Source organism: Enterobacter sp. YSU, from assembly GCF_016082135.1.
GTDB classification, from domain to species: Bacteria; Pseudomonadota; Gammaproteobacteria; order Enterobacterales; family Enterobacteriaceae; genus Enterobacter; species Enterobacter hormaechei_C.
On record NZ_CP059487.1, the window covers coordinates 2,630,694 to 2,653,166 of the forward strand.

Genomic DNA, 22,473 nt, shown 5'->3' on the forward strand with positions numbered 1-22,473 from the left:
CTGGCATGAGCCCTGTTAACAGGGCACTCTTCGCAACATGGAGGAATGACAGTGAAGTTTAAGGTGATGGCCCTGGCGGCATTAGTAAGTTTAGGTACGGTGTCGGTGCAGGCGAATGAACTGCCAAACGGCCCGCACATTGTCACTTCAGGCACGGCAAGCGTGGATGCGGTACCGGATGTTGCAACCCTGGCAATTGAAGTGAACGTGGCGGCGAAAGATGCTGCTTCCGCCAAGAAACAGGCAGACGATCGTGTTGCGCAATACCTCTCTTTCCTGGAACAGAACGGTGTCGCGAAAAAAGACATCAGCTCTGCGAACCTGCGTACCCAACCGGATTACGACTACCAGAACGGCAAAAGCATCCTGAAAGGCTATCGCGCCGTGCGTACTGTGGAAGTGACTGTACGCCAGCTTGATAAGCTCAACGGATTGCTGGATGGTGCGCTGAAGGCTGGGCTGAACGAAATTCGTTCCGTCTCGCTGGGCGTTGCGCAACCGGAGAAATATAAAGACGAAGCGCGTAAAGCGGCGATTGATGATGCCATTCATCAGGCGCAGCAGCTGGCATCCGGCTTCAAGACCAAGCTCGGTCCGGTTTACAGCGTGCGCTACCACGTTTCAAACTACCAGCCAAGCCCGATGGTTCGGATGATGAAGGCGGACGCCGCGCCGGTTTCTGCTCAGGAAACCTACGAGCAGCCAACCATTCAGTTCGACGATCAGGTTGATGTGGTGTTCCAGCTGGAGCCGACTGAAAAGCCCGCTCAGTAACCCGTAGGCCGGGTAAGGCGAAGCCGCCACCCGGCTAGTTTTTCAATCCTGTCTTAACACCTTATGCCCAAACGCCAGCAGCGCGTCAGTGACGTTGCGCATCATGCGGCTTTCCGGCGCAAAACGGTGCCAGTACAGCATCCGGCGCTGATACAGCCCCGGGGTTAAATCAATCAGCTCACCGCTTTTCAACTCTTTCTCAATCTGCAAATGCGGGATCATGCAGCAGGTGGTTCCCTGACGCGCGAGCTGTACGAAGGCTTCGGACGAGTTAACGATATGACACGGTACGCTGCCCGGCGGCAGATCGAAGTTTTGTTGCAGGAAAGCCTGATGCATATCGTCCAGATGGTCGAAAGCGACGGCAGGCGCTTTCAGCAGCGCGGCGCGGGTCACACCGTTCGGGAAGTAGCGCTCGGCAAAAGCTTTTGAACCGACAAACAGGTAATCCAGCGCGCCCAGCTGATCCACCAGACAGCTTGGCAACGCCTGAGGCTGAATACTGACCGCACCAACCACTTCGCCGCGACGCAGGCGCTCCTGGGTGCGGGTTTCGTCTTCAACCTGGAGATTCAGGCGGATAGGGGAGTCGGCCAGCACCGGCGCAAGGGCCGGCAGCAGCCAGGTCGCCAGACTGTCGGCGTTCACCGCCAGCGACAGCAGCAGCGGCGTGGATCCGGTCTGTTCATCGCCCAGCCATTCATCTTCCAGCAGTTCAACCTGCCGCAGCAGGGCGAGGAGCTTTTGTCCTTGCTCCGTCGGACGCGGCGGTACGGTACGCACCAGCAGCGGCTGCCCGAACATGTTTTCAAGCTGTTTGATACGCTGTGATACGGCGGACTGGGTGATGCACAGCTTTTGCGCCGCGCGCTCAAAACCGCGTTCACGAATAACTGCATCAAGTGCCTGTAGTGTTCTGTAGTCCGGACGTTTCATTGCTCTGGCTGACTCCTTAATTTTGCTTAATCTGCACTATGACACAATTTTCCCTTCGTGGCAGACGAAATCCATTCGACGTGTTCTATAATGCGCCCTGAGTTTTCACACCACAGGCAAAACGATCATGACGCAGGATGAACTGAAAAAAGCAGTAGGATGGGCCGCTCTCCAGTACGTACAGCCGGGTACCATTGTCGGTGTTGGTACGGGGTCGACGGCGGCGCACTTTATCGATGCGCTGGGCACGATGAAGGGGCAGATCGAGGGCGCGGTTTCCAGCTCCGATGCTTCCACGGAAAAGCTGAAAAGCCTCGGCATCACCGTTTTCGACCTCAACGAAGTGGACCGTCTTGGCATTTACGTTGATGGCGCGGATGAAATCAACGGCCATATGCAGATGATCAAAGGCGGTGGCGCGGCGCTGACCCGCGAGAAGATCATCGCTTCCGTGGCGGATAAGTTCATCTGCATCGCGGACGCCTCCAAGCAGGTCGACATTCTGGGGAATTTCCCGCTGCCGGTCGAAGTGATCCCGATGGCGCGCAGCGCCGTGGCACGTCAACTGGTGAAGCTGGGTGGTCGTCCGGAATACCGTCAGGGTGTGGTGACCGACAACGGCAACGTGATCCTCGACGTTCACGGCCTTGAGATCCTCGATGCCATTGCGCTGGAAAATGCGATCAACGGCATTCCAGGCGTCGTTACCGTAGGGTTATTTGCCAACCGTGGCGCGGATGTGGCGCTGATCGGCACGGCTGACGGTGTGAAAACCATCGTAAAATGATCTGACGGGGGGAGCGCTCCCCCCGCTAAAAAATTTTTGAAAAGCTAAATTCGGTGACTTGTGTCACGTTTTTCCGCCTCTTTTGCCGATCCTGCCACGTTCGTAATTTTCCGCAGCATTTTCCTCTGCCATTTTGCTCTGTATGACTTTTCTTCAGAGTGCCGACGCAAACGTTCATATTGCTGCAATAGTTTTTTTTGATATGTTGGCTGCACGGGATTTATATCCAGCACAACATCAGTTCAGATAAAAACAGGGTCGGGTAAATGGCAAAGGTATCACTGGAGAAAGACAAGATTAAATTCCTGCTGGTTGAAGGCGTGCACCAGAAAGCGCTCGATAGCCTTCGCGCAGCAGGCTACACCAACATCGAATTTCACAAAGGCGCGCTGGACACTGAAGAGCTGAAAGCGTCCATCCGTGATGCCCATTTCATTGGCCTGCGATCCCGTACCCAACTGACTGAAGACGTTATTGCTGCGGCGGAAAAGCTGGTGGCGATTGGCTGTTTCTGCATCGGCACCAACCAGGTTGATCTGAATGCCGCCGCAAAACGTGGTATCCCGGTCTTTAACGCGCCGTTCTCTAACACCCGTTCCGTGGCGGAGCTGGTGATTGGCGAGCTGCTGCTGCTCCTTCGCGGCATTCCGGAAGCTAACGCCAAAGCACACCGCGGCGTGTGGAATAAGCTGGCTGCGGGCTCCTACGAAGCGCGTGGTAAAAAGCTTGGGATTATCGGTTACGGCCACATCGGTACGCAGCTCGGTATTCTGGCGGAATCCCTCGGCATGCACGTGTTTTTCTACGATATCGAAAGCAAGCTGCCGCTGGGTAACGCGACGCAGGTGCAGCATCTCTCTGATCTGCTGAATATGAGTGACGTGGTCAGTCTGCACGTGCCGGAAAATGCGTCCACCAAAAACATGATGGGGGCGGAAGAGCTGGCGCTGATGAAGCCGGGCTCTCTGCTGATCAACGCCGCGCGCGGCACGGTGGTCGATATTCCTGCACTGTGCGACGCGCTGAAGCGTAAGCATCTGGCGGGTGCGGCGATTGACGTATTCCCGACGGAACCGGCCACCAACAGCGATCCGTTCACCTCTCCGCTGTGCGAGTTCGACAACGTGATCCTGACGCCGCACATCGGCGGTTCTACTCAGGAAGCGCAGGAGAATATCGGCCTGGAAGTGGCGGGTAAACTGAGCAAATATTCCGACAACGGTTCAACGCTCTCTGCGGTGAACTTCCCGGAGGTGTCTCTGCCGCTGCACGGTGGGCGTCGTCTGCTGCACATCCACGAAAACCGTCCTGGCGTGCTGACCGCCATCAACCAGATCTTTGCTGAGCAGGGTGTTAACATTGCCGCGCAGTATCTGCAAACTAACTCGCAGATGGGTTATGTGGTGATTGATATCGAAGCGGATGAAGACATCGCCGAGAAAGCATTGCAGAGCATGAAGGCCATTCCGGGGACGATTCGCGCGCGCCTGTTGTACTGATGGTGCGGTCTGTGGCGTCGGGTGGCGGCTGCGCCTTACCCGACCTACAGTTGTCGTGCGGTTTGTGTGTCGGGTGGCGCTTACGCTTACCCGACCTGTAATGTTCGAGGATTTATGTAGGCCGGGTAAGGCGTAGCCGCCACCCGGCTTTGTTCTACCAGGTCCAGGTTTTACTGGGCGTCACCACCGCCGGCAACGGCACATCCCATTTCTCTACGGGTAATGCCTCCACGCCCTGGCAATCATGCGCATACCCCACCGGCTGCAATCCGTACTGCTGCCAGCTTTGTAGCGTCCTGTCATAGAATCCCCCGCCCATGCCTAATCGCTGGCCCTGCTCGTCAAACGCCACCAGCGGCGTAATCAGCACATCCAGCCCGGAAAGCGGGAGCACGTCGCGCACGTCGAGTTTGGGTTCGGTGATTTTCAGACGATTCACCACCAGCTCGCTGTGCGGATGGTAGTGCAGAAACAGCAGATTGCCCGGGCTAAAGGGATGCAGAACCGGCAGGTAAACTTTTTTCCCGGCGCGCCAGAGCTGGTCGATAAGCGGTTGGGTATCCAGCTCACCATCAAACGAGAGAAACAGGGCGACGGTGTTTGCCATCACCACAGGGGGATAGGCCATCATGCGGGCGGCGGCCTGCTGAGCAAACTGTGCCTGTTGCTCGGCGCTTAGGGCGCGACGACGCTGGCGAATAAGCTGACGGATGTCCTGGCGTGAAGCAGAAACTTCAGGGAGTTGAGTCATGGTAGTCGGTAGAAGAAAAGAGAGGGAATCTCCGAGATGCCGCCGCAGGCTGTAACCCTTGAACCCTTGGTTCAAGGTGAATGTGTCGTCATAGTTTTAAGGCTTCTCGGACGAACCGAGCATGCTCACCAACCATGGAGCGCCACATTCTTGTGGTATGAAATATCGGCTCAGGGGACTGGCCCGCTTGCGAACATCTCAGAGAAATTTTGTCTTCACAGTTACTCTACCATAGTCAACTGAGAAGTGTTATTCAAACTTTGGTCCCGGTCTTTCGGGACTGCGACCTTGATCAAGCAATGCCTGTTCTATGGTCTGCTGGAGCATTTTAATGCGCTGCTCCATGCTTGCCGCGTAATCGCGGGTCTTCGCTTTTTCCTGAGTCAGTTCATAGCTGATGTTCAACGCGGCGATGAAAACCAGCTGCTCAGTATTTGTGACTCTAGTGCGTTCTTTTAGATCTTGCAACCGCTGATTCAAATCGTCCGCAGCCTGATTCAAGGCATCCCTTTGTTCAGGCGGACAATTCACTCGCAGTGAACGGCCAAAAATCTGGAGATCGACGGGTTGTGCAGACATGCCACCTTCCTGCTGATTGACTGCGCTGCCTTCGCTTACTGCCCCGGGGGCTGCGAAGGGGCGACACTATAGCTACCCTGATGTGAAGATACAAGCCCTTTTCTGGTATCACCAGGGTCCAAAGTGGTAGCATATCATGAATATCCTCCCTTTGATGACGAATGCGTATGTCTATACAGAACGAAATGCCTGGTTACAAGGATTTAAACCAGTTACTGAACCAGCAGGGAGTCGGTCTGACCCCTGCCGAAATGCACGGTCTGATCAGCGGCATACTGTGCGGCGGAAACAGCGACAGCTCATGGCAGCCGCTGATCCACGACCTCACCAACGAAGGGCTGGCGTTTGGCCACGAACTGGCGGAAGCGCTGCGTAAAATGCACGCCGCAACCAGCGATTCCCTGGAAGACGATGGCTTTCTTTTTCAGCTTTATCTGCCTGAAGGCGACGATGTCAGCGTATTCGATCGCGCTGATGCGCTCGCGGGTTGGGTAAACCACTATCTTCTTGGCCTGGGCGTAACCCAGCCTAAACTGGATAAAGTGACCGGCGAAGCGGGTGAAGCGATCGACGATCTGCGCAACATCGCCCAGCTCGGCTACGATGAAGACGAAGACCAGGAAGAGCTGGAGATGTCTCTCGAAGAGATTATCGAGTACGTACGCGTGGCGTCTCTGCTGTGCCACGACAACTTTACGCGCTCGCAGCCGACCGCGCCGGAAGTTCGCAAGCCAACATTACACTAAGAAAAATAACGCACAGGAGGGTGTCATGGTTATCTCCAGTCAAGAGTATTCTCGCCGTCGTCAGGCGCTGCTGGCAAAAATGCAGCCGGGAAGCGCTGCCCTGATTTTCGCCGCGCCGGAAGTGACGCGCAGCGCCGACAGCGAATACCCCTATCGCCAGAGCAGTGATTTCTGGTACTTCACCGGGTTTAACGAGCCGGAAGCGGTACTGGTGCTGATTAAAAGCAATGACACCCACAACCACAGCGTGATTTTTAACCGCGTGCGCGATCTGACCGCGGAAATCTGGTTTGGCCGCCGCTTAGGACAGGAGGCGGCGCCAGAAAAACTGGGCGTGGACCGCGCGCTGGCCTACAGCGAAATCAACCAGCAGCTCTACCAACTGCTGAACGGTCTGGACGTGCTCTATCACGCCCAGGGCGAATACGCGTATGCGGATGACATTGTTTTCACCGCGCTGGATAAGCTGCGTAAAGGCTCACGTCAGAATTTGTCTGCACCCGCCACCCTGACGGACTGGCGACCGATGGTGCATGAGATGCGCCTGTTCAAGTCTGAAGAAGAGCTGAACGTGATGCGCCGCGCGGGCGAAATCAGCGCCCTGGCGCATACCCGCGCCATGGAAAAGTGCCGTCCCGGTATGTTCGAGTACCAGCTTGAAGGCGAAATTCACCATGAATTTAACCGTCACGGCGCGCGCTTCCCGTCCTATAACACCATCGTAGGCGGCGGGGAAAATGGCTGCATTCTGCACTACACCGAAAACGAAAGTGAACTGCGCGACGGCGATCTGGTGCTGATTGACGCCGGCTGTGAATATCAGGGTTACGCGGGCGACATCACCCGTACCTTCCCGGTGAACGGTAAATTCACCTCCGCGCAGCGTGAAATCTATGACATCGTGCTTGAGTCTCTGGAGACCGCGCTGACGCTGTTCCGCCCTGGCACCTCCATACAGGAGGTTACGGGCGAGGTGGTGCGCATCATGATTACCGGGCTGGTGAAGCTCGGCATTCTGAAAGGCGATGTGGACACCCTTATAACCGAAAACGCCCATCGTCCGTACTTTATGCACGGCCTGAGCCACTGGCTGGGGCTGGATGTGCATGACGTCGGGGCATACGGTCCGGAACGTTCGCGCGTGCTGGAGCCAGGCATGGTGCTGACCGTTGAGCCGGGGCTGTACATCGCGCCGGATGCCGACGTGCCGGAACAGTACCGCGGGATCGGCATTCGTATTGAAGATGACATCGTCATCACCGAAACCGGTAACGAAAACCTGACCGCGACCGTGGTGAAAAAAGCTGACGACATCGAGGCGCTGATGGCGGCGGCACGCGGATGAGCGTAATCATCGTTGGCGGAGGCATGACCGGCGCTACTCTGGCGCTGGCTATTTCGCAGTTAACCCAGGGCCAGCTTCCGGTGCATCTCGTCGAGGCGGTCGCGCCGCAGGCGGCCGATCATCCCGGTTTCGACGCCCGCGCTATCGCGCTGGCGCAGGGAACCTGTCAGCAGCTTGCGCGTATTGGGATCTGGCAGGCGATAGCGGATTGCGCAACGGCGATCGGCACCGTTCACGTCAGCGATCGCGGGCATGCCGGGTTTGTGACGCTGGATGCCCACGATTACCGGATCGAGGCGCTGGGGCAGGTTGTCGAGCTGCATAACGTAGGGCTGCGGCTGTTCCGTCTGTTACAGGACGCGCCTGGCGTCACGCTGCACTGTCCGGCGCGCGTCGCCAGCTTTAGCCGTCGTGACGAGGCCGTCAGCGTGACGCTGGACAACGGCACCACGCTGGAGGGGCAACTGCTGGTGGCGGCAGATGGTTCACGCTCCGCGATCGCCACGCAGTGCGGCGTCGAATGGCGCTCTGAACCCTATGGGCAGGCGGCGGTCATCGCTAACGTCTCTACGGCTGGCGCGCATAACGGCAGGGCATTTGAGCGCTTCACGGAACACGGCCCGCTGGCCATGCTGCCGATGTCGAACGGGCGCTGCTCGCTGGTATGGTGCCATGCGCAGGATCGGGCCGATGAGGTTCTCTCCTGGTCCGACGAACGTTTTTGTTCCGAGCTGCAAAAAGCCTTCGGCTGGCGGCTTGGGCGCATCACCCATGCCGGAAAACGCGTGGCCTATCCGCTCGCGCTGACGACCGCATCGCAGACTGTCTCCCATCGTGTCGCCCTGGTCGGCAACGCCGCGCAGACGCTGCACCCCATCGCCGGGCAAGGCTTCAACCTTGGCCTCCGTGACGTGATAAGCCTGGCAGAGCTCCTGGCCCGGACGTGGAGCGAACAACAGGATTGTGGCGCATACTCAGTGCTGAGCCATTACCAGAAACGACGCCAGGCGGACAAAGCGGCGACCATTGGCGTCACCGACGGTTTAGTCCACCTGTTTGCCAATCGCTGGGCACCGCTGGTTGCGGGTCGCAACCTTGGGCTGATGGCGATGGAAATGTTCATTCCGGCACGTGACGTGCTGGCGCAGCGGACCCTGGGTTGGGTCGCGCGTTAAGGAGTATTGACCGTGCAAAATGTTGATGTCGCCATTGTGGGCGGCGGAATGGTAGGACTGGCGCTGGCCTGTGGTTTACAGGGCAGCGGCCTGCGCGTGGCCGTGCTTGAGCAAAAAGCGCCGCAGCCTGTGGCGCAGGATGCACCGCCGGAGCTGCGCGTCTCGGCGATCAATGCCGCCAGCGAAAAGCTACTGACGCACCTTGGCGTCTGGTCTGAAATCGTGGCGCTGCGTGCCAGCTGTTACCATGGCATGGAAGTGTGGGACAAAGACAGCTTCGGCCGTATCGCGTTTGACGATGAAAGCATGGGCTACAGCCACCTTGGACACATCGTTGAAAACGCGGTGATCCACCACGCGCTGTGGCAGAAAGCACAGCAGTGCAGCGACGTCACGCTGATCGCACCGGCGAAACTCCAGCAGGTGGCGTGGGGCGAAAACGACGCGTTTATCACTCTTGAAAGTGGCGACATGCTGACCGCGCGTCTGGTGGTGGGTGCCGACGGCGCCAATTCCTGGCTGCGTAACAAAGCGGATATTCCGCTGACCTTCTGGGATTACCGCCATCACGCGTTGGTGGCCACAATCCGCACCGAAGAGCCGCACGGCGGCGTGGCGCGCCAGATTTTCCATAATGACGGCATTCTGGCCTTCCTGCCGCTTGCCGATCCGCATCTCTGCTCCATCGTCTGGTCCTTAGAGCCGGAGAAAGCGCAGCAGATGCAGGAGGCGACGCCGGATGCCTTCAGTCAGGCGCTATGCGTGGCGTTTGATAACCGTCTGGGCCTGTGCATGCTTGAAAGCGAACGCCAGACGTTTCCGTTAACCGGTCGCTACGCGCGTCAGTTTGCCGCGCACCGTCTGGCGCTGGTGGGGGATGCGGCGCATACCATTCATCCGCTGGCCGGGCAGGGGGTGAACCTCGGCTTTATGGACGCGGCTGAGCTGGTTGAAGAGCTGCGTCGCCTGCATCGGGAAGGCAAAGATATTGGTCAGCATCTGTATCTGCGTCGCTACGAGCGCAGCCGCAAACACAGTGCGGCGATGATGCTGGCGGGAATGCAGGGCTTCCGCGAGCTGTTTGCCGGAGCGAATCCGGCGAAAAAACTGCTGCGCGATATTGGCCTCAAGCTGGCCGACACCCTTCCCGGCGTAAAACCGCAGCTTCTTCGTCAGGCAATGGGCCTCAACGATCTTCCCGACTGGTTACGTTAATCTCGATCCCCGTCACACTTTATTTTCCCGGCCTCCGCGCCGGGGAAATTTCCTCGTTTGAAATAATCTAATTTCACGTCATTTTTCGCATTAGAAAATCTAATCTAACTATTTTTATGTTACGGAAATTCGGCCCGTTTTTCCGCATGAAATATCACCATCTGCTAAATCCTGTTAGATCATTGTTAATTTTATGCGGGTTTAATCGCATTTTCCCAGTGAATAACTCTGTAGGCTTTTCAGCGATTTTTGGTCATAAGCTAATGTGATGACCCGTTTTACCTTATGGTTAACCGCCGGTTTCGGTGGTAAGTTCAGGTAAAAGAGAACGTTTGCGTCGGCCCCCGATCGCGAGGCCGACACCGGGTTTCACGGTGAATTTTTCAACGAGGAAAAGATGGCTCAACAGACTCCTTTGTACGAACAGCACGTGTTGTGCGGCGCCCGCATGGTGGACTTCCACGGCTGGATGATGCCGCTGCACTACGGCTCGCAGATTGATGAGCACCACGCGGTGCGCACCGATGCCGGTATGTTCGACGTGTCTCATATGACGATTGTCGACCTGCGCGGTAGCCGCACCCGGGAGTTTTTGCGTTATCTGCTGGCAAATGACGTCGCCAAACTGAAGACGCCGGGCAAAGCGCTCTATACCGGCATGCTCAATGCCTCTGGCGGCGTGATTGACGACCTCATCGTCTACTACTTCACCGAAGATTTCTTCCGCCTCGTTGTAAACTCCGCCACCCGCGAAAAAGACCTCTCCTGGATCACCCAACACGCCGAACCTTATGCCATCGACATCACCGTCCGTGACGATCTGTCACTGATCGCCGTGCAGGGGCCGAACGCCCAGGCGAAAGCCGCCTCTCTGTTCAGCGACGAGCAGCGCAAAGCCACCGAAGGCATGAAGCCATTCTTCGGCGTGCAGGCGGGGGATCTGTTTATCGCCACCACCGGCTACACCGGTGAAGCGGGCTACGAAATTGCGATGCCAAACGAGAAGGCCGCTGATTTCTGGCGTGCGCTGGTGGAGGCGGGCGTGAAGCCTGCGGGGCTGGGCGCGCGCGATACGCTGCGTCTGGAAGCGGGGATGAACCTCTACGGTCAGGAGATGGACGAAGGCGTCTCTCCGCTGGCGGCCAACATGGGCTGGACCATCGCGTGGGAACCGGCTGACCGTGATTTTATTGGTCGTGAAGCGCTGGAGATGCAGCGCGAGAAGGGCACTGAACAGCTGGTAGGCCTGGTGATGAAAGAAAAAGGCGTTCTGCGCGGCGAGCTGCCGGTGCGCTTCACCGATGCCGATGGCAATCATCGCGAAGGCGTGATCACCAGCGGAACGTTCTCCCCGACGCTCGGCTACAGTATTGCCCTGGCACGCGTGCCGGCGGGGATTGGCGAAACGGCGGTGGTGCAGATCCGCAACCGCGAAATGCCGGTCAACGTGACCAAACCGATTTTTGTTCGCGCCGGTAAGCCGGTCGCCTAACTATTTTTATCAGGAGAACTTCAATGAGCAATGTGCCAGCAGAACTGAAATACAGCAAAGAACACGAGTGGCTGCGCAAAGAGGCGGACGGCACTTACACCGTTGGGATCACCGAGCACGCGCAGGAGCTGCTGGGCGACATGGTGTTTGTTGACCTGCCGGAAGTGGGCGCAACCGTGAGCGCAGGCGACGACTGTGCGGTGGCGGAATCCGTTAAAGCGGCCTCTGACATCTACGCCCCGGTGAGCGGTGAAATTGTTGCCGTGAACGACGCGCTGAGCGACTCCCCGGAGCTGGTCAACAGCGAACCGTATGAAGGCGGCTGGATCTTCAAGATCAAAGCCAGCGACGAAGCGCAGGTTGCCGCGCTGCTGGATGCGACCGCGTACGAAGCACTGTTAGAAGACGAGTAATCAGTAATCCCCCTCTCCCTTTGGGAGAGGGCAGGGGTGAGGGTGCCAATCTTCCCCTCACCCTAACCCTCTCCCAAAGGGAGAGGGAACTTAAATTCACTGCACGTTTCAGGAACCATCGCTCATGACACAGACTTTAAGCCAGCTTGAAAACCGTGGCGCCTTCATTGAACGTCACATTGGGCCGGATGCTCAGCAACAGCAGGAGATGCTGAAAACAGTTGGCGCGGATTCATTAAACGCACTGATCGGCCAGATCGTGCCAAAAGACATCCAGCTTGCTACGCCGCCGCAGGTAGGCGAGTCCACGACGGAGTTCGCCGCGCTGGCGGAGCTGAAGGCCATCGCCGGCCTTAACAAGCGCTATAAGTCTTATATCGGCATGGGCTACACCAACGTGCAGTTACCGCCGGTGATCCTGCGTAATATGCTGGAAAACCCGGGCTGGTACACCGCTTACACCCCATATCAGCCAGAAGTCTCCCAGGGCCGTCTGGAAGCGCTGCTGAACTTCCAGCAGGTGACGCTGGATCTGACCGGTATGGATATCGCCTCTGCCTCGCTGCTGGATGAAGCCACTGCCGCCGCCGAAGCGATGGCGATGGCGAAGCGCGTGAGCAAGCTGAAAAACGCCAACCGCTTCTTCGTCGCGGCGGACGTGCATCCCCAGACGCTGGACGTGGTGCGCACCCGTGCGGAAACTTTCGGCTTTGAGGTGACCGTCGACGACGCTGAAAAAGTGCTGGATCACCAGGACGTCTTCGGCGTGCTGTTGCAGCAGGTGGGCACCACCGGGGAAGTGCACGACTACGGCGCACTGATCGCCGAGCTGAAATCCCGTAAGGTTATTGTTAGCGTCGCCGCTGATTTTATGGCGCTGGTGCTGCTGACCGCGCCAGGTAAACAGGGCGCGGATATTGTCTTCGGCTCAGCTCAGCGTTTCGGCGTGCCGATGGGCTACGGCGGCCCGCACGCGGCGTTCTTTGGCGCGAAAGATGAATTTAAACGTTCCATGCCAGGCCGTATTATCGGCGTATCGAAAGATGCCGCCGGTAACACCGCGCTGCGCATGGCGATGCAGACCCGCGAGCAGCATATCCGCCGCGAGAAAGCGAACTCCAACATCTGTACCTCGCAGGTGCTGCTGGCTAACATTGCCAGCCTGTACGCGGTGTTCCACGGTCCGGCTGGCCTGAAACGTATTGCCAGCCGCATCCACCGTCTGGCCGATATCCTGGCCTGCGGTCTGCAACAGAAAGGTCTCAGGCTGCGTCATGAGCACTACTTCGACACCCTGTGCGTCGAGGTGGCAGACAAAGCGGCCGTGCTGGCGCGCGCCGAGGCAGCGCAAATCAACCTGCGCAGCGACATTCACAATGCGGTCGGCATTACGCTGGACGAAAGCACCACCCGTGACGATATCCTGACCCTGTTCAACGTATTGCTGGGTGACGCACACGGTCTGAACGTTGATACGCTCGACAAAGAGGTTGCGCTCGACAGCCGCTCCATTCAGGAAAGCATGCTGCGCGACGACGCGATCCTGACTCACCCGGTGTTCAACCGCTATCACAGCGAAACTGAGATGATGCGTTACATGCACTCTCTGGAACGTAAAGATCTGGCGCTGAACCAGGCGATGATCCCGCTGGGCTCCTGCACCATGAAGCTGAACGCCGCGGCTGAGATGATCCCAATTACCTGGCCTGAATTCTCTGAGCTGCACCCGTTCTGCCCGGCTGAGCAGGCGGAAGGTTATCACATGATGATCAACCAGCTCTCCGACTGGCTGGTGAAGCTGACCGGGTACGACGCGCTCTGCATGCAGCCGAACTCCGGTGCGCAGGGTGAATACGCTGGTCTGCTGGCGATCCGTCACTATCACGAAAGCCGCAATGAAGGCCACCGTGATATCTGCCTGATCCCAAGCTCTGCCCACGGTACCAACCCGGCTTCTGCCCAGATGGCAGGAATGGAAGTGGTGGTTGTGGCGTGCGACAAAAACGGCAACATCGATCTGGCCGACCTGCGCGCCAAAGCCGAGCAGGCGGGCGACAAACTCTCCTGCATCATGGTGACCTACCCGTCCACCCACGGCGTGTACGAAGAAACTATCCGTGAAGTGTGTGAAGTGGTGCATAAGTTCGGCGGCCAGGTTTACCTCGACGGCGCAAACATGAACGCCCAGGTGGGCATCACCTCTCCGGGCTTTATTGGCGCGGATGTGTCGCACCTGAACCTGCATAAAACGTTCTGCATTCCGCACGGCGGTGGCGGCCCGGGCATGGGCCCAATCGGCGTGAAGGCGCACCTGGCACCGTTTGTGCCGGGCCACAGCGTGGTGCAGATTGAAGGCATGCTGACCCGTCAGGGCGCGGTCTCCGCGGCACCGTTCGGCAGCGCCTCTATCCTGCCAATCAGCTGGATGTACATCCGCATGATGGGCGCGGAAGGGCTGAAGCAGGCCAGCCAGGTGGCGATCCTCAACGCCAACTACATCGCAACGCGTCTGAAGGACGCCTATCCGGTGCTCTATACCGGCCGCGACGGTCGCGTGGCGCACGAATGCATCCTCGATATTCGTCCTCTGAAAGAAGAGACGGGCATCAGCGAGCTGGATATTGCCAAGCGCCTGATCGACTACGGCTTCCACGCGCCAACCATGTCCTTCCCGGTTGCGGGAACGCTGATGGTTGAGCCGACCGAATCTGAAAGCAAGGTGGAGCTGGATCGCTTTATCGACGCCATGCTGGCGATCCGCAGCGAAATCGACCGCGTGAAAGGCGGCGAGTGGACGCTGGAAGATAACCCGCTGGTGAACGCGCCGCATACCCAGAACGAACTGGTGGCAGAGTGGAACCACGGTTATACCCGCGAGCTGGCTGTCTTCCCGGCAGGTGTGGCAAACAAATACTGGCCAACCGTGAAACGTCTTGATGATGTTTACGGCGACCGTAACCTGTTCTGCTCCTGCGTGCCGATGAGCGAATACCAGTAACGTTGTTCCTGTAGTAACGTAGGCCGGGTAAGGCGAAGCCGCTACCCGGCTTTTTTATTGGGAGAAAAGAATGGCAATTGCACTGGTCACCGGCGCCAGCCGGGGTATTGGTAAAGCCACCGCGCTACAGCTGGCAAGCGAAGGCTACACCGTTGCGGTGAATTTTCATCACAACATCAAAGCCGCGACGGACGTCATTAATCAGATCGTGGACGCGGGCGGTAAAGCCTTTGCCGTACGCGCGGACATCAGCGATGAAGCGCAGGTGATGGCGATGTTCGACAGCATCGATCGCGAAGGTGAGCCGCTCGCCGCGCTGGTGAACAACGCCGGGATTTTGTTTGAACAATCCACCATCGAAAACCTCTCCGCTGAACGTATTAACCGCGTGCTGGCTACCAACGTCACCGGCTATTTTCTCTGCTGCCGTGAAGCGGTTAAGCGCATGTCGCATAAACACGGCGGCAAGGGCGGCGCGATTGTGAATGTCTCCTCGGCGGCATCACGGCTGGGCGCGCCGGGGGAATATGTGGATTATGCCGCCTCAAAAGGGGCGGTGGATTCCCTGACCACCGGCCTCGCGCTGGAGGTGGCGGCGCAGGGCATTCGCGTTAACGGCGTGCGGCCAGGCCTGATTTATACCGATATTCACGCCTCCGGCGGCGAGCCGGGGCGTGTGGATCGGGTGAAGTCGATGTTACCGATGCAGCGTGGCGGTCAGCCGGAGGAGGTCGCCCAGGCCATTGTCTGGCTGCTAAGCGACAAAGCCTCCTATGTCACCGGTAGCTTCCTGGAGCTGGCTGGCGGGAAGTAACGCTACGACGCCAGCCACAGCCGCAGGCGCATTCCCCAGCCGCTGGTCCAGCCGGTGGTGATCGACTTCACCTCACCGTGAGAGATCACCACCAGCGTTGGCGTAACCTCAACGTCCCACTCACGCGCCAGTTCTCCGCTGGCGTCGTTGACCGTGGGCATCGTCGCCTTCTTCTTCCTCATCCAGGTTTCGAGCGTCGCGTTATCGCCCGAGCGCAGCGCAACCGACATCACGTTACCCCCGTCCGCGGCAAGCGCCGCCACCGACGGCGTGGTGTAGCGGCAGACGCCGCACCATGTCGCCCAGACGTAGACCAGCAGCGGTCGCTCCTTACTCATGGCGATAAGATCGACGGGCTGGCCGTCGAGGGTGTGCAGTGCCGTCGCGGAGAAATTCTGCGGCAGCGCGGGCTGGCGGAAATAGTCCACCGCCAGGCTCACGGCTACGCCAATCAGCAGCCATACGCCCAGCTCGCGCAGCAGGCGCGGAAGCTTACTTGCCACGGGCGTTTGCCAGCTGTTCTTTGACCAGCCCCTCCAGGTCGTCATACGGAATTGCGCCCGCCACCATCTGGTCGCCGATAATGGTCGCCGGGGTACCCTGAATATTCAGCACCTGCGCCAGGATGAGGTTCATCTTTAGGCTGTCCATGGTTTTATCATCCTTTTTAATGCTGTCCGTTCCGGTCTTTACCTTCGCGGCGGCGATGCTGGCGTCATCGTGATAGCCCTTTTTCATCATCAGCCGCTGGTGGAGCGCCCAGAATTTATCCGGCGCCTGCTGCCACGTTGAGAGTGCCGCTTTCGCGGCATTTACCGAGCTTTGTCCCTTGAACGGCAGCAGTTTGACGATGAGCTGCACGTCGGGATTTTCCTGCACGATTTTCTCAAGCATTGGGTCGAACTGCTTGCAATACGGGCAGTTGTAGTCAGTGAAGGAGACGATGGTCAGCTTCGGCGATGTCGCGCCGGTTCGCGGGCTGTTGGGGTCGTTAAACAGCAGTTTTGCCAGCTGGTCGCTGGAAGCGTCATCAGAAGGTGCGGCGAAACCGAACGTTGATAACGACAGCAGAAGTAAGGCAACGAAGGCTCTCATGTTATTTTCCTTTTGCATCGGACAGGGTGCTCAGCACCGCTTCGCGGCTTAACAACGCAGGCAGCACGTGGCCCTGCGGTAATCCCGGTCCGTAGATCTGGTTAAACGGCACGGCGGCGCTGCCGCGCGTGGTTAAGAACTGGCTGATGGTATCTGAGGGGCGGCTCCAGTCGCCGCGCAGGGCGACAACGTCCGGGGCGGAGAGCGCATCCTGCACGTCGTCGCGCAGCAGCACGTTGTATTTATTGGCTTTACAGGTCACGCACCAGTCGGCGGTCACGTCGACGAACACCCGTTTGTTCTCCGCCAGCGCGCGGGCAATGGCCTGCTCGCTGAGCGGCTGCCAGTGAATACGATCGCGGCGGGAACCCTCGCCGCCGGAACCGGATACAAACGCGACCGCCCCGGCCACCACTACAGCTAATACCCCGGCGCGCAGTGCCGTTTGCCAGCGGTAGCGCCAGGCGGTGACCAGCAGCAGCGTAAGGATCAGGAACACGCCCAGCGTGATGACGGGCAGGCTGCCAATGTGCACCGTCAGCAGGCTCAGCAGCCACAGCGATGAGCCGAGCATCATCATCCCCAGCACTACGCGTACGACGTTCATCCAGCGTCCCGGACGCGGCAACCGCTGGGCCAGCCCCGGCCAGGCCGCCACCAGCAGCCACGGCAGGCTCATGCCGATACCCATCGCCAGGAAGATCCCCCACAGCAGGGGAAGCGGCGCCGCCAGCGCGACCGAGACCGCCGTACCCAGGAACGGCGCGGTGCAGGGCGTCGCCAGCAGCGTGGCAAACGCGCCTTGCCAGAAATGACCCGCAAGCCCGTTGCCGCCGCGCGTGGCGAGGAAGGTGCTGGCGCCGGAAGGGAGACGGATTTCAAACAACCCCAGCAGGCTGGCGCTGAAAAGCACCATCACCAGCGCCATCGCGCCAATAAACCACGGATTCTGGAACTGGATCCCCCAGCCGAGCGCCTGATTGCCTAAGCGTAAAACCGTCATCATCAGCGCCAGCGCGAGGAACGAGATCACGATCCCGGCTACCGACGCAAGAAACTGTCGGCGTACCTGACCCCGCGCCTGCCGTTCGGTTTGCATCAGCGTGCCCAGCTTCATGGCCAGCACGGGCAGTACGCAGGGCATGACGTTAAGGATCAGACCGCCCGCCATCGCCATCAGCAGCACCCAGCCTAACGAGAGCGTCGGCGCGGCGTTCCCCGGCTGAATGCTCAGGCTGGACTCCTGTGCCTGCCCGCTATCGGCCAGAACCAGCGACAGGGTTTTGCCGCTGAGGTTGGGCGCGGCCTCGCCCCAGCTGTCCGTCACGGGCACGGTGGCGACCAGCGAGTCACCGCGCACGGTGAGGGCCGGTTTGCCGAAATCAACATCATCCATACCGTCGATAAACAGGGACGGCGCCTGCCAGCCTGCGTCACGCTGCGCCGTTACGGTCAGCTTGCCGGGGGCATAGGTGGCGTTAAGCGTTGAGGTCAACCCGCCGCTGAGCGGAAGGGTGCCCATGGCCCGACTGAAATCGTAATCAAAACCGGCGCCTGCGGATGCGGTCATGTTCAGCGAAAACGGGTAGTCGGTAAGAATACAGACGTTGCTACAGGTGGAGAGCGTCAGTACGCCGCTCAGGATCTTCGGGACGTCGCCCCGCAGAGTGATGGGAAAGCTGACATCGCCGTGGTAGCCCTGCGTGGTGATGCCCGCGACGTCGAAACGCTGCGGCACAGGCCAGCGCCAGATCGCCTCGACGGGCTGATGCCATTTAATCGCGGGGGCGACGCCGCCTTCGCCCGGCGAGCGCCAGTAGGTTTTCCAGCCTTTTTGCAGGGCGACGTCCAGCAGCAGGCGGGTTTCGCCAGTGCTTTCGGGTTGCGCACGCAGCCTGACGCTGGCGTGCTGATTATCGGCGGCGCGCAGCCAGCCGCTGTCGGCAGCCTGGCTGAGGGGCAGCCATAGCCAAAGCAGGCAGACCAGCAGTCGCCTGAATACAGTAAACATAAATTTTCTCCGTAAATGATGAATTAACCTGAAGTAACAGGCGAAGGCTCATTCACGGAAGACGCATAATCGCAGATGCACCCTTAATCGGGGCGGGGAGATAACGCGGGGAGGCCACTGCCGTTCGCGGCGCGGTGGACTGGCTGCCAGCAACGCCAGCAGCAGGGTGACGGCAATCAGGGCGCCTTCAAATAAAACAGGCGGGACCGACATCAGCGACTTGGCGCTAAGCTCACACGGGGTTACCGGTGCGTCGGCACTCTCCTGTCCCTGCTGGACAGACTGGCTCGTGGTGGTGACGTTCATGACAAGCGCGTGCATCCCGGCCATCCGCTGGGCGGTGCATATCAGCACCACCAGGCAGGCCAGGGCTACAAGCAGGATAGCGTTGCGTTGTCGCTTGATCATGTTCGCCTCAAATATTCAGGACGCCTATATTATCGGGCGAACATATTTTGGCAACGCAAAAGCTGTAAAGAAGTGTCTGGAAGATAAGCGGTTTGCCCTCTCCGCTTGCAGAGAGGGCGAGCCATTACAGCGTTTCGCCGTTGCTGGCAATGACGGTTTTATACCACTCAAAGCTCTTCTTACGGGAGCGGGACATGTCACCGGTACCGTCATCGTGCTTGTTGACGTATATAAAGCCGTAGCGCTTACTGTACTGGCCGGTGGTGAAGGAGACGCAGTCGATGCAGCCCCACGGCGTGTAGCCCATCAGATCCACGCCATCCCAGGTCACCGCCTTCATCATCTCTTCCACGTGGGCGCGCAGGTAGTCGATGCGATAGTCATCGTTGATGCTGCCGTCCTCTTCCACGGTGTCGTAGGCGCCGAAACCATTTTCCACGATAAACAGCGGCTTCTGATAACGCTCGTACAGTTCACACAGCGAATAGCGCAGGCCTACCGGATCAATCTGCCAGCCCCAGTCGGACGCCTTGACGTGTGGGTTCGGCACGCTGCCCTCGAAGCCGGAAATGGCGTCACCGGTACCGCCTTCCGCTTTGACCGCGTTGGTCATGTAGTAGCTGAAACCTAAGTAATCGCAGGTGCCTTCACGCAGGATCTGCTCGTCGCCCGCTTCCATTTTGATGGAGAAGCCACGGCGTTCCCACTCGTTCAGCACGTAAGACGGGTAGTAGCCGCGCAGCTGTACGTCGGTAAAGACGTAGCGCTCGCGCATGGATTCCTGAGCGAACATGACATCTTCTGGCTTGCAGGAGTACGGATAGAGCGCCACCATCGCCAGCATGCAGCCGACTTTCATTTCCGGGTTAATGCGGCGTGCGGCTTTCACCGCCAGCGCGCTGGCCACGAACTGGTGGTGCAGCACCTGGTACATGGTCTCTTCCGGGTTGTCGTGCTCGGTATAGACCACGCCAGAGCAGCAGTAGCCGAACAGCGGCGCACGCCAGTTGCGCTGGTTGTTGATTTCGTTGAAGGTCATCCAGTATTTGACCTTATTTTTGTAGCGCTCAAATACCACTTCCGAGAAGCGCACAAAGAAATCTACCACTTTACGGTTGGTCCATCCGCCATATTCCTGAACGAGGTGCAGCGGCATTTCAAAGTGGGAGAGGGTGATCACCGGCTCGATGTTGTACTTCAGCAGTTCATCGAACATGTCGTCGTAAAACTTCAGCCCCTCTTCATTTGGCTGAGTTTCGTCGCCTTTCGGGAAGATGCGCGTCCAGGCGATGGAGGTACGGAAACATTTGAAGCCCATCTCGGCAAACAGCCTGATGTCTTCTTTGTAATGGCCGTAGAAGTCGACGGCTTCGTGGTTGGGGTAATATTTGCCTTCAATCACTTCCTGCGTGATTTCTCGCGGAACGCCGTGTGCGCCGCCGGTGAGCACGTCGCAGATGCTTGGCCCTTTGCCGCCTTTGTTCCAGCCGCCTTCAACCTGGTGCGCCGCTACCGCGCCGCCCCATAAAAAATCTTTCGGTAAGGTGAGTTTTTTCATCTTTGCTATTCTCAATTCAGGACTTATTGATTTCGAGTCTAGCAAAGCGGAATTAAATGTCACGATATAACATTTTGCGGAAATTGTAATTTGTCACATCAAAAAAACAGGATGTTTTATTCTGTTAATTTCTTCGCCAGTTTCCGGCCTAATGATTCCAGAATATAGATGACGGGAATTTGCGTGGTGATATCGTAAACGCCGCCAATGCGCGTTTGCGGGACATGCCAGGAGAGGTTAAAGTCCGCCAGCTTTGCGAGACGTGAATGTTCGTGGCTGGTGACTGAGAGCACCTTGCAGTGGTGCAGGCTGAACTGGCTGGCGAAGCGCAGGATCTCCTCGGTTTCGCCGGAGACGGAGAGTACAATAGCCAGCGCATTTTTAGCCATGTCGTTAGTGACCGGGAAATAAGGATCGTCGATATGGTTGCTGAATTTCCCGATATTTGAAAAGAAACGTGCGCCATATTTTGCCAGCGATCCGGAGGTGCCCGCACCGACAAAAATAATTCGTTCAGATGATAAAATAATATCGACCGCGTTATCTAATAGCGCATCAAACTCTTCGTTATTTACGCTTTTAAAGAAGCTGATGATTTCACTGGCACCAAAATTCGCCTGCTGCGGCTCGTTCTGCTCCAGATAGAGTTTAAAGCGCACCCGAAATTCCGAGTAACCATCGCAGTTGAGCTTGCGGCAGAAGCGCAGGATAGTGGTAGTGGAAACGCCCGCCGCATCCGCCAGCTCGCGGATGGTCATGTACATCACTTTATCGCGGTTCTTAATGACATAGTTGTAGACCATCATTTCCAGATTGTTGAGGCTGGCAATGGCGGAATGGCTGAACATACTCACAATGGCTAAACTCGCTGTCGGACACTATTCCTGAAGCATACCATGATGACGAAGGACGGGAGACGGATTTATCTCCTTGATTACTTAGATGTTAATGAAATCATTTACACCTGTGCGGTGGATTGTTTTTATATTATGCTGATTTATAAGGATAAATCTTGAATGTGGATTTATTTTAGCTAACAGGTGTTCACTGGAATCATTCTCAGTTAGCATAGACTGGCGATGAATAATCATCTTTTGTTTTCCCGGAGTTAAGTATGGTGAGCAGACCATTAATCGCACAGGGATATTCGCTGGCTGAGGAAGTAGCCAACAGTATAAGCCACGGCATTGGCCTGGTTTTTGGGATTGTCGGCTTAGTGTTATTGCTGGTACAGGCAGTGGATACCAACGCCAGCGCGATGGCCATTACCAGCTACAGTCTGTATGGCGGGAGTATGATCCTGCTTTTCCTGGCCTCAACGCTGTATCACGCTATTCCGCATCAACGGGCGAAGATATGGCTCAAGAAATTTGACCACTGCGCTATCTATCTTCTTATTGCGGGTACCTATACGCCGTTTTTGCTGGTGGGGCTCAACTCACCGCTGTCGCGTGGCCTGATGATTGTGATCTGGAGCCTGGCGCTGCTGGGGATCCTGTTTAAGCTGACCATTGCGCACCGGTTTAAAGTGTTGTCGCTGGTTACCTATCTGACAATGGGCTGGCTGTCGCTGATTGTGGTGTATCAGTTAGCCATTAAGCTGGCGGTGGGGGGCGTGACGCTTCTGGCGGTGGGCGGGGTAGTCTACTCGCTGGGCGTGATTTTCTACGTCTGCAAGCGTATTCCGTACAACCATGCCATCTGGCACGGCTTTGTGCTGGGCGGCAGCGTGTGCCACTTCCTGGCAATTTATCTGTATGTTGGGCAGGTGTAGTTTTTTTGTAAGGTGCGGTCTGATGCCCTCACCCCGACCCTCTCCCACAGGGAGAGGGAGAATATCAACACCGTAGGCCCGGTAAGCGCAGCGCCACCGGGCG

General features: G+C 57.8%; 21 protein-coding genes and 1 other RNA gene. 12 read left to right on the top strand and 10 right to left on the bottom strand.

Translation table 11 applies throughout. The features are described from left to right. The first annotated feature begins 51 nt into the window (after window positions 1-51). A complete protein-coding gene (locus tag H2Z33_RS12810) occupies window positions 52-774 on the top strand; it encodes an oxidative stress defense protein (RefSeq protein WP_032654935.1) in 723 nt (240 codons plus the stop codon). Between the two features lie 42 nt (window positions 775-816). Here the strand turns inward: H2Z33_RS12810 and argP are convergent, their stop codons facing one another. Next, the gene (gene argP / locus H2Z33_RS12815) at window positions 817-1,710 is read right to left on the bottom strand and encodes a DNA-binding transcriptional regulator ArgP (protein ID WP_003860089.1); all 894 of its coding nucleotides are present in this window, start codon (window positions 1,708-1,710) and stop codon (window positions 817-819) included. A 127-nt stretch (window positions 1,711-1,837) separates the two neighbouring features. Between argP and rpiA the strand changes: the two genes are divergently transcribed. After that, on the top strand, window positions 1,838-2,497 hold the full coding sequence (gene rpiA / locus H2Z33_RS12820; RefSeq protein WP_003860091.1) for a ribose-5-phosphate isomerase RpiA: 660 nt from the start codon (window positions 1,838-1,840) through the stop codon (window positions 2,495-2,497). Window positions 2,498-2,763: 266 nt separating this feature from the next. Continuing rightward, the gene (gene serA / locus H2Z33_RS12825; protein ID WP_017692705.1) at window positions 2,764-3,996 is read left to right on the top strand and encodes a phosphoglycerate dehydrogenase; all 1,233 of its coding nucleotides are present in this window, start codon (window positions 2,764-2,766) and stop codon (window positions 3,994-3,996) included. A gap of 154 nt (window positions 3,997-4,150) precedes the next feature. On the opposite strand, the gene H2Z33_RS12830 is transcribed toward serA, so the two are convergent. The 3 genes from H2Z33_RS12830 to zapA form a co-directional block, all read right to left on the bottom strand. Beyond that, a complete protein-coding gene (locus tag H2Z33_RS12830) occupies window positions 4,151-4,747 on the bottom strand; it encodes a 5-formyltetrahydrofolate cyclo-ligase (protein ID WP_063134850.1) in 597 nt (198 codons plus the stop codon). Window positions 4,748-4,771: 24 nt separating this feature from the next. Then, a non-coding RNA gene (ssrS, locus tag H2Z33_RS12835) (6S RNA) lies at window positions 4,772-4,955 on the bottom strand. A 41-nt stretch (window positions 4,956-4,996) separates the two neighbouring features. Continuing rightward, window positions 4,997-5,326, bottom strand: a complete 330-nt coding sequence (gene zapA, locus H2Z33_RS12840) for a cell division protein ZapA (RefSeq protein ID WP_003860096.1) — start codon at window positions 5,324-5,326, stop codon at window positions 4,997-4,999. Window positions 5,327-5,493: 167 nt separating this feature from the next. Here zapA and H2Z33_RS12845 point away from each other — a divergent pair, with 167 nt between their 5' ends. From H2Z33_RS12845 to H2Z33_RS12880, 8 genes are all read left to right on the top strand, one after another. Further along, on the top strand, window positions 5,494-6,072 hold the full coding sequence (locus tag H2Z33_RS12845; RefSeq protein ID WP_003860099.1) for a YecA family protein: 579 nt from the start codon (window positions 5,494-5,496) through the stop codon (window positions 6,070-6,072). Window positions 6,073-6,103: 31 nt separating this feature from the next. Continuing rightward, a complete protein-coding gene (gene pepP / locus H2Z33_RS12850; RefSeq protein WP_026080576.1) occupies window positions 6,104-7,417 on the top strand; it encodes a Xaa-Pro aminopeptidase in 1,314 nt (437 codons plus the stop codon). Further along, window positions 7,414-8,592: a 2-octaprenyl-6-methoxyphenyl hydroxylase gene (gene ubiH / locus H2Z33_RS12855; protein WP_063134851.1), complete on the top strand. Its 1,179-nt coding sequence runs from the start codon at window positions 7,414-7,416 to the stop codon at window positions 8,590-8,592. Before pepP ends, ubiH begins: the two co-directional genes overlap by 4 nt. Before the next feature lie 12 nt (window positions 8,593-8,604). Beyond that, on the top strand, window positions 8,605-9,807 hold the full coding sequence (ubiI, locus tag H2Z33_RS12860; RefSeq protein ID WP_033487631.1) for an FAD-dependent 2-octaprenylphenol hydroxylase: 1,203 nt from the start codon (window positions 8,605-8,607) through the stop codon (window positions 9,805-9,807). Between the two features lie 397 nt (window positions 9,808-10,204). Beyond that, window positions 10,205-11,299 (top strand): glycine cleavage system aminomethyltransferase GcvT, encoded by a 1,095-nt coding sequence (gene gcvT, locus H2Z33_RS12865; protein ID WP_017382898.1) that lies wholly within the window; start codon window positions 10,205-10,207, stop codon window positions 11,297-11,299. Between the two features lie 23 nt (window positions 11,300-11,322). Continuing rightward, the gene (gene gcvH, locus H2Z33_RS12870; protein WP_006811885.1) at window positions 11,323-11,712 is read left to right on the top strand and encodes a glycine cleavage system protein GcvH; all 390 of its coding nucleotides are present in this window, start codon (window positions 11,323-11,325) and stop codon (window positions 11,710-11,712) included. 124 nt (window positions 11,713-11,836) lie between these two features. Beyond that, entirely contained in the window at window positions 11,837-14,710 is a 2,874-nt protein-coding gene (gene gcvP, locus H2Z33_RS12875; protein ID WP_058689566.1) for an aminomethyl-transferring glycine dehydrogenase, read from the top strand. A gap of 70 nt (window positions 14,711-14,780) precedes the next feature. Beyond that, window positions 14,781-15,524 (top strand): SDR family oxidoreductase, encoded by a 744-nt coding sequence (locus tag H2Z33_RS12880; protein ID WP_015571798.1) that lies wholly within the window; start codon window positions 14,781-14,783, stop codon window positions 15,522-15,524. 2 nt (window positions 15,525-15,526) lie between these two features. On the opposite strand, the gene H2Z33_RS12885 is transcribed toward H2Z33_RS12880, so the two are convergent. The 6 genes from H2Z33_RS12885 to H2Z33_RS12910 all read right to left on the bottom strand — a co-directional run bounded on the left by H2Z33_RS12885 (window position 15,527) and on the right by H2Z33_RS12910 (window position 21,444). Continuing rightward, window positions 15,527-16,027, bottom strand: a complete 501-nt coding sequence (locus H2Z33_RS12885; RefSeq protein ID WP_063134854.1) for a protein disulfide oxidoreductase — start codon at window positions 16,025-16,027, stop codon at window positions 15,527-15,529. Beyond that, window positions 16,017-16,619 carry a DsbA family protein gene (locus H2Z33_RS12890; RefSeq protein ID WP_032669266.1) on the bottom strand — a complete coding sequence of 201 codons (603 nt, stop codon included), beginning with the start codon at window positions 16,617-16,619 and terminating at the stop codon, window positions 16,017-16,019. Before H2Z33_RS12890 ends, H2Z33_RS12885 begins: the two co-directional genes overlap by 11 nt. 1 nt (window position 16,620) lies before the next feature. Then, window positions 16,621-18,630 carry a protein-disulfide reductase DsbD family protein gene (locus H2Z33_RS12895; protein ID WP_045356749.1) on the bottom strand — a complete coding sequence of 670 codons (2,010 nt, stop codon included), beginning with the start codon at window positions 18,628-18,630 and terminating at the stop codon, window positions 16,621-16,623. A 48-nt stretch (window positions 18,631-18,678) separates the two neighbouring features. Next, on the bottom strand, window positions 18,679-19,038 hold the full coding sequence (locus tag H2Z33_RS12900) for a hypothetical protein (RefSeq protein WP_032660255.1): 360 nt from the start codon (window positions 19,036-19,038) through the stop codon (window positions 18,679-18,681). Window positions 19,039-19,162: 124 nt separating this feature from the next. Then, window positions 19,163-20,596 (bottom strand): 6-phospho-beta-glucosidase BglA, encoded by a 1,434-nt coding sequence (gene bglA / locus H2Z33_RS12905; protein ID WP_017382891.1) that lies wholly within the window; start codon window positions 20,594-20,596, stop codon window positions 19,163-19,165. Between the two features lie 116 nt (window positions 20,597-20,712). After that, on the bottom strand, window positions 20,713-21,444 hold the full coding sequence (locus tag H2Z33_RS12910) for a MurR/RpiR family transcriptional regulator (RefSeq protein WP_015571796.1): 732 nt from the start codon (window positions 21,442-21,444) through the stop codon (window positions 20,713-20,715). A gap of 266 nt (window positions 21,445-21,710) precedes the next feature. On the opposite strand from H2Z33_RS12910, the gene trhA reads away from it, so the two are divergent. Further along, window positions 21,711-22,370, top strand: coding sequence for a PAQR family membrane homeostasis protein TrhA (gene trhA / locus H2Z33_RS12915; RefSeq protein ID WP_003863433.1), 660 nt, complete (start codon window positions 21,711-21,713; stop codon window positions 22,368-22,370). Window positions 22,371-22,473: the final 103 nt, after the last annotated feature.

Coding starts and splice junctions, on each gene's coding strand:
- argP (WP_003860089.1), bottom strand. CDS start 1,710: ATGAAACGTCCGGACTACAGAACACTACAGGCACTTGATGCAGTTATT.
- rpiA (WP_003860091.1), top strand. CDS start 1,838: ATGACGCAGGATGAACTGAAAAAAGCAGTAGGATGGGCCGCTCTCCAG.
- serA (WP_017692705.1), top strand. CDS start 2,764: ATGGCAAAGGTATCACTGGAGAAAGACAAGATTAAATTCCTGCTGGTT.
- H2Z33_RS12830 (WP_063134850.1), bottom strand. CDS start 4,747: ATGACTCAACTCCCTGAAGTTTCTGCTTCACGCCAGGACATCCGTCAG.
- zapA (WP_003860096.1), bottom strand. CDS start 5,326: ATGTCTGCACAACCCGTCGATCTCCAGATTTTTGGCCGTTCACTGCGA.
- H2Z33_RS12845 (WP_003860099.1), top strand. CDS start 5,494: ATGTCTATACAGAACGAAATGCCTGGTTACAAGGATTTAAACCAGTTA.
- ubiH (WP_063134851.1), top strand. CDS start 7,414: ATGAGCGTAATCATCGTTGGCGGAGGCATGACCGGCGCTACTCTGGCG.
- gcvT (WP_017382898.1), top strand. CDS start 10,205: ATGGCTCAACAGACTCCTTTGTACGAACAGCACGTGTTGTGCGGCGCC.
- gcvH (WP_006811885.1), top strand. CDS start 11,323: ATGAGCAATGTGCCAGCAGAACTGAAATACAGCAAAGAACACGAGTGG.
- gcvP (WP_058689566.1), top strand. CDS start 11,837: ATGACACAGACTTTAAGCCAGCTTGAAAACCGTGGCGCCTTCATTGAA.
- H2Z33_RS12880 (WP_015571798.1), top strand. CDS start 14,781: ATGGCAATTGCACTGGTCACCGGCGCCAGCCGGGGTATTGGTAAAGCC.
- H2Z33_RS12890 (WP_032669266.1), bottom strand. CDS start 16,619: ATGAGAGCCTTCGTTGCCTTACTTCTGCTGTCGTTATCAACGTTCGGT.
- H2Z33_RS12895 (WP_045356749.1), bottom strand. CDS start 18,630: ATGTTTACTGTATTCAGGCGACTGCTGGTCTGCCTGCTTTGGCTATGG.
- H2Z33_RS12900 (WP_032660255.1), bottom strand. CDS start 19,038: ATGATCAAGCGACAACGCAACGCTATCCTGCTTGTAGCCCTGGCCTGC.
- bglA (WP_017382891.1), bottom strand. CDS start 20,596: ATGAAAAAACTCACCTTACCGAAAGATTTTTTATGGGGCGGCGCGGTA.
- H2Z33_RS12910 (WP_015571796.1), bottom strand. CDS start 21,444: ATGTTCAGCCATTCCGCCATTGCCAGCCTCAACAATCTGGAAATGATG.
- trhA (WP_003863433.1), top strand. CDS start 21,711: ATGGTGAGCAGACCATTAATCGCACAGGGATATTCGCTGGCTGAGGAA.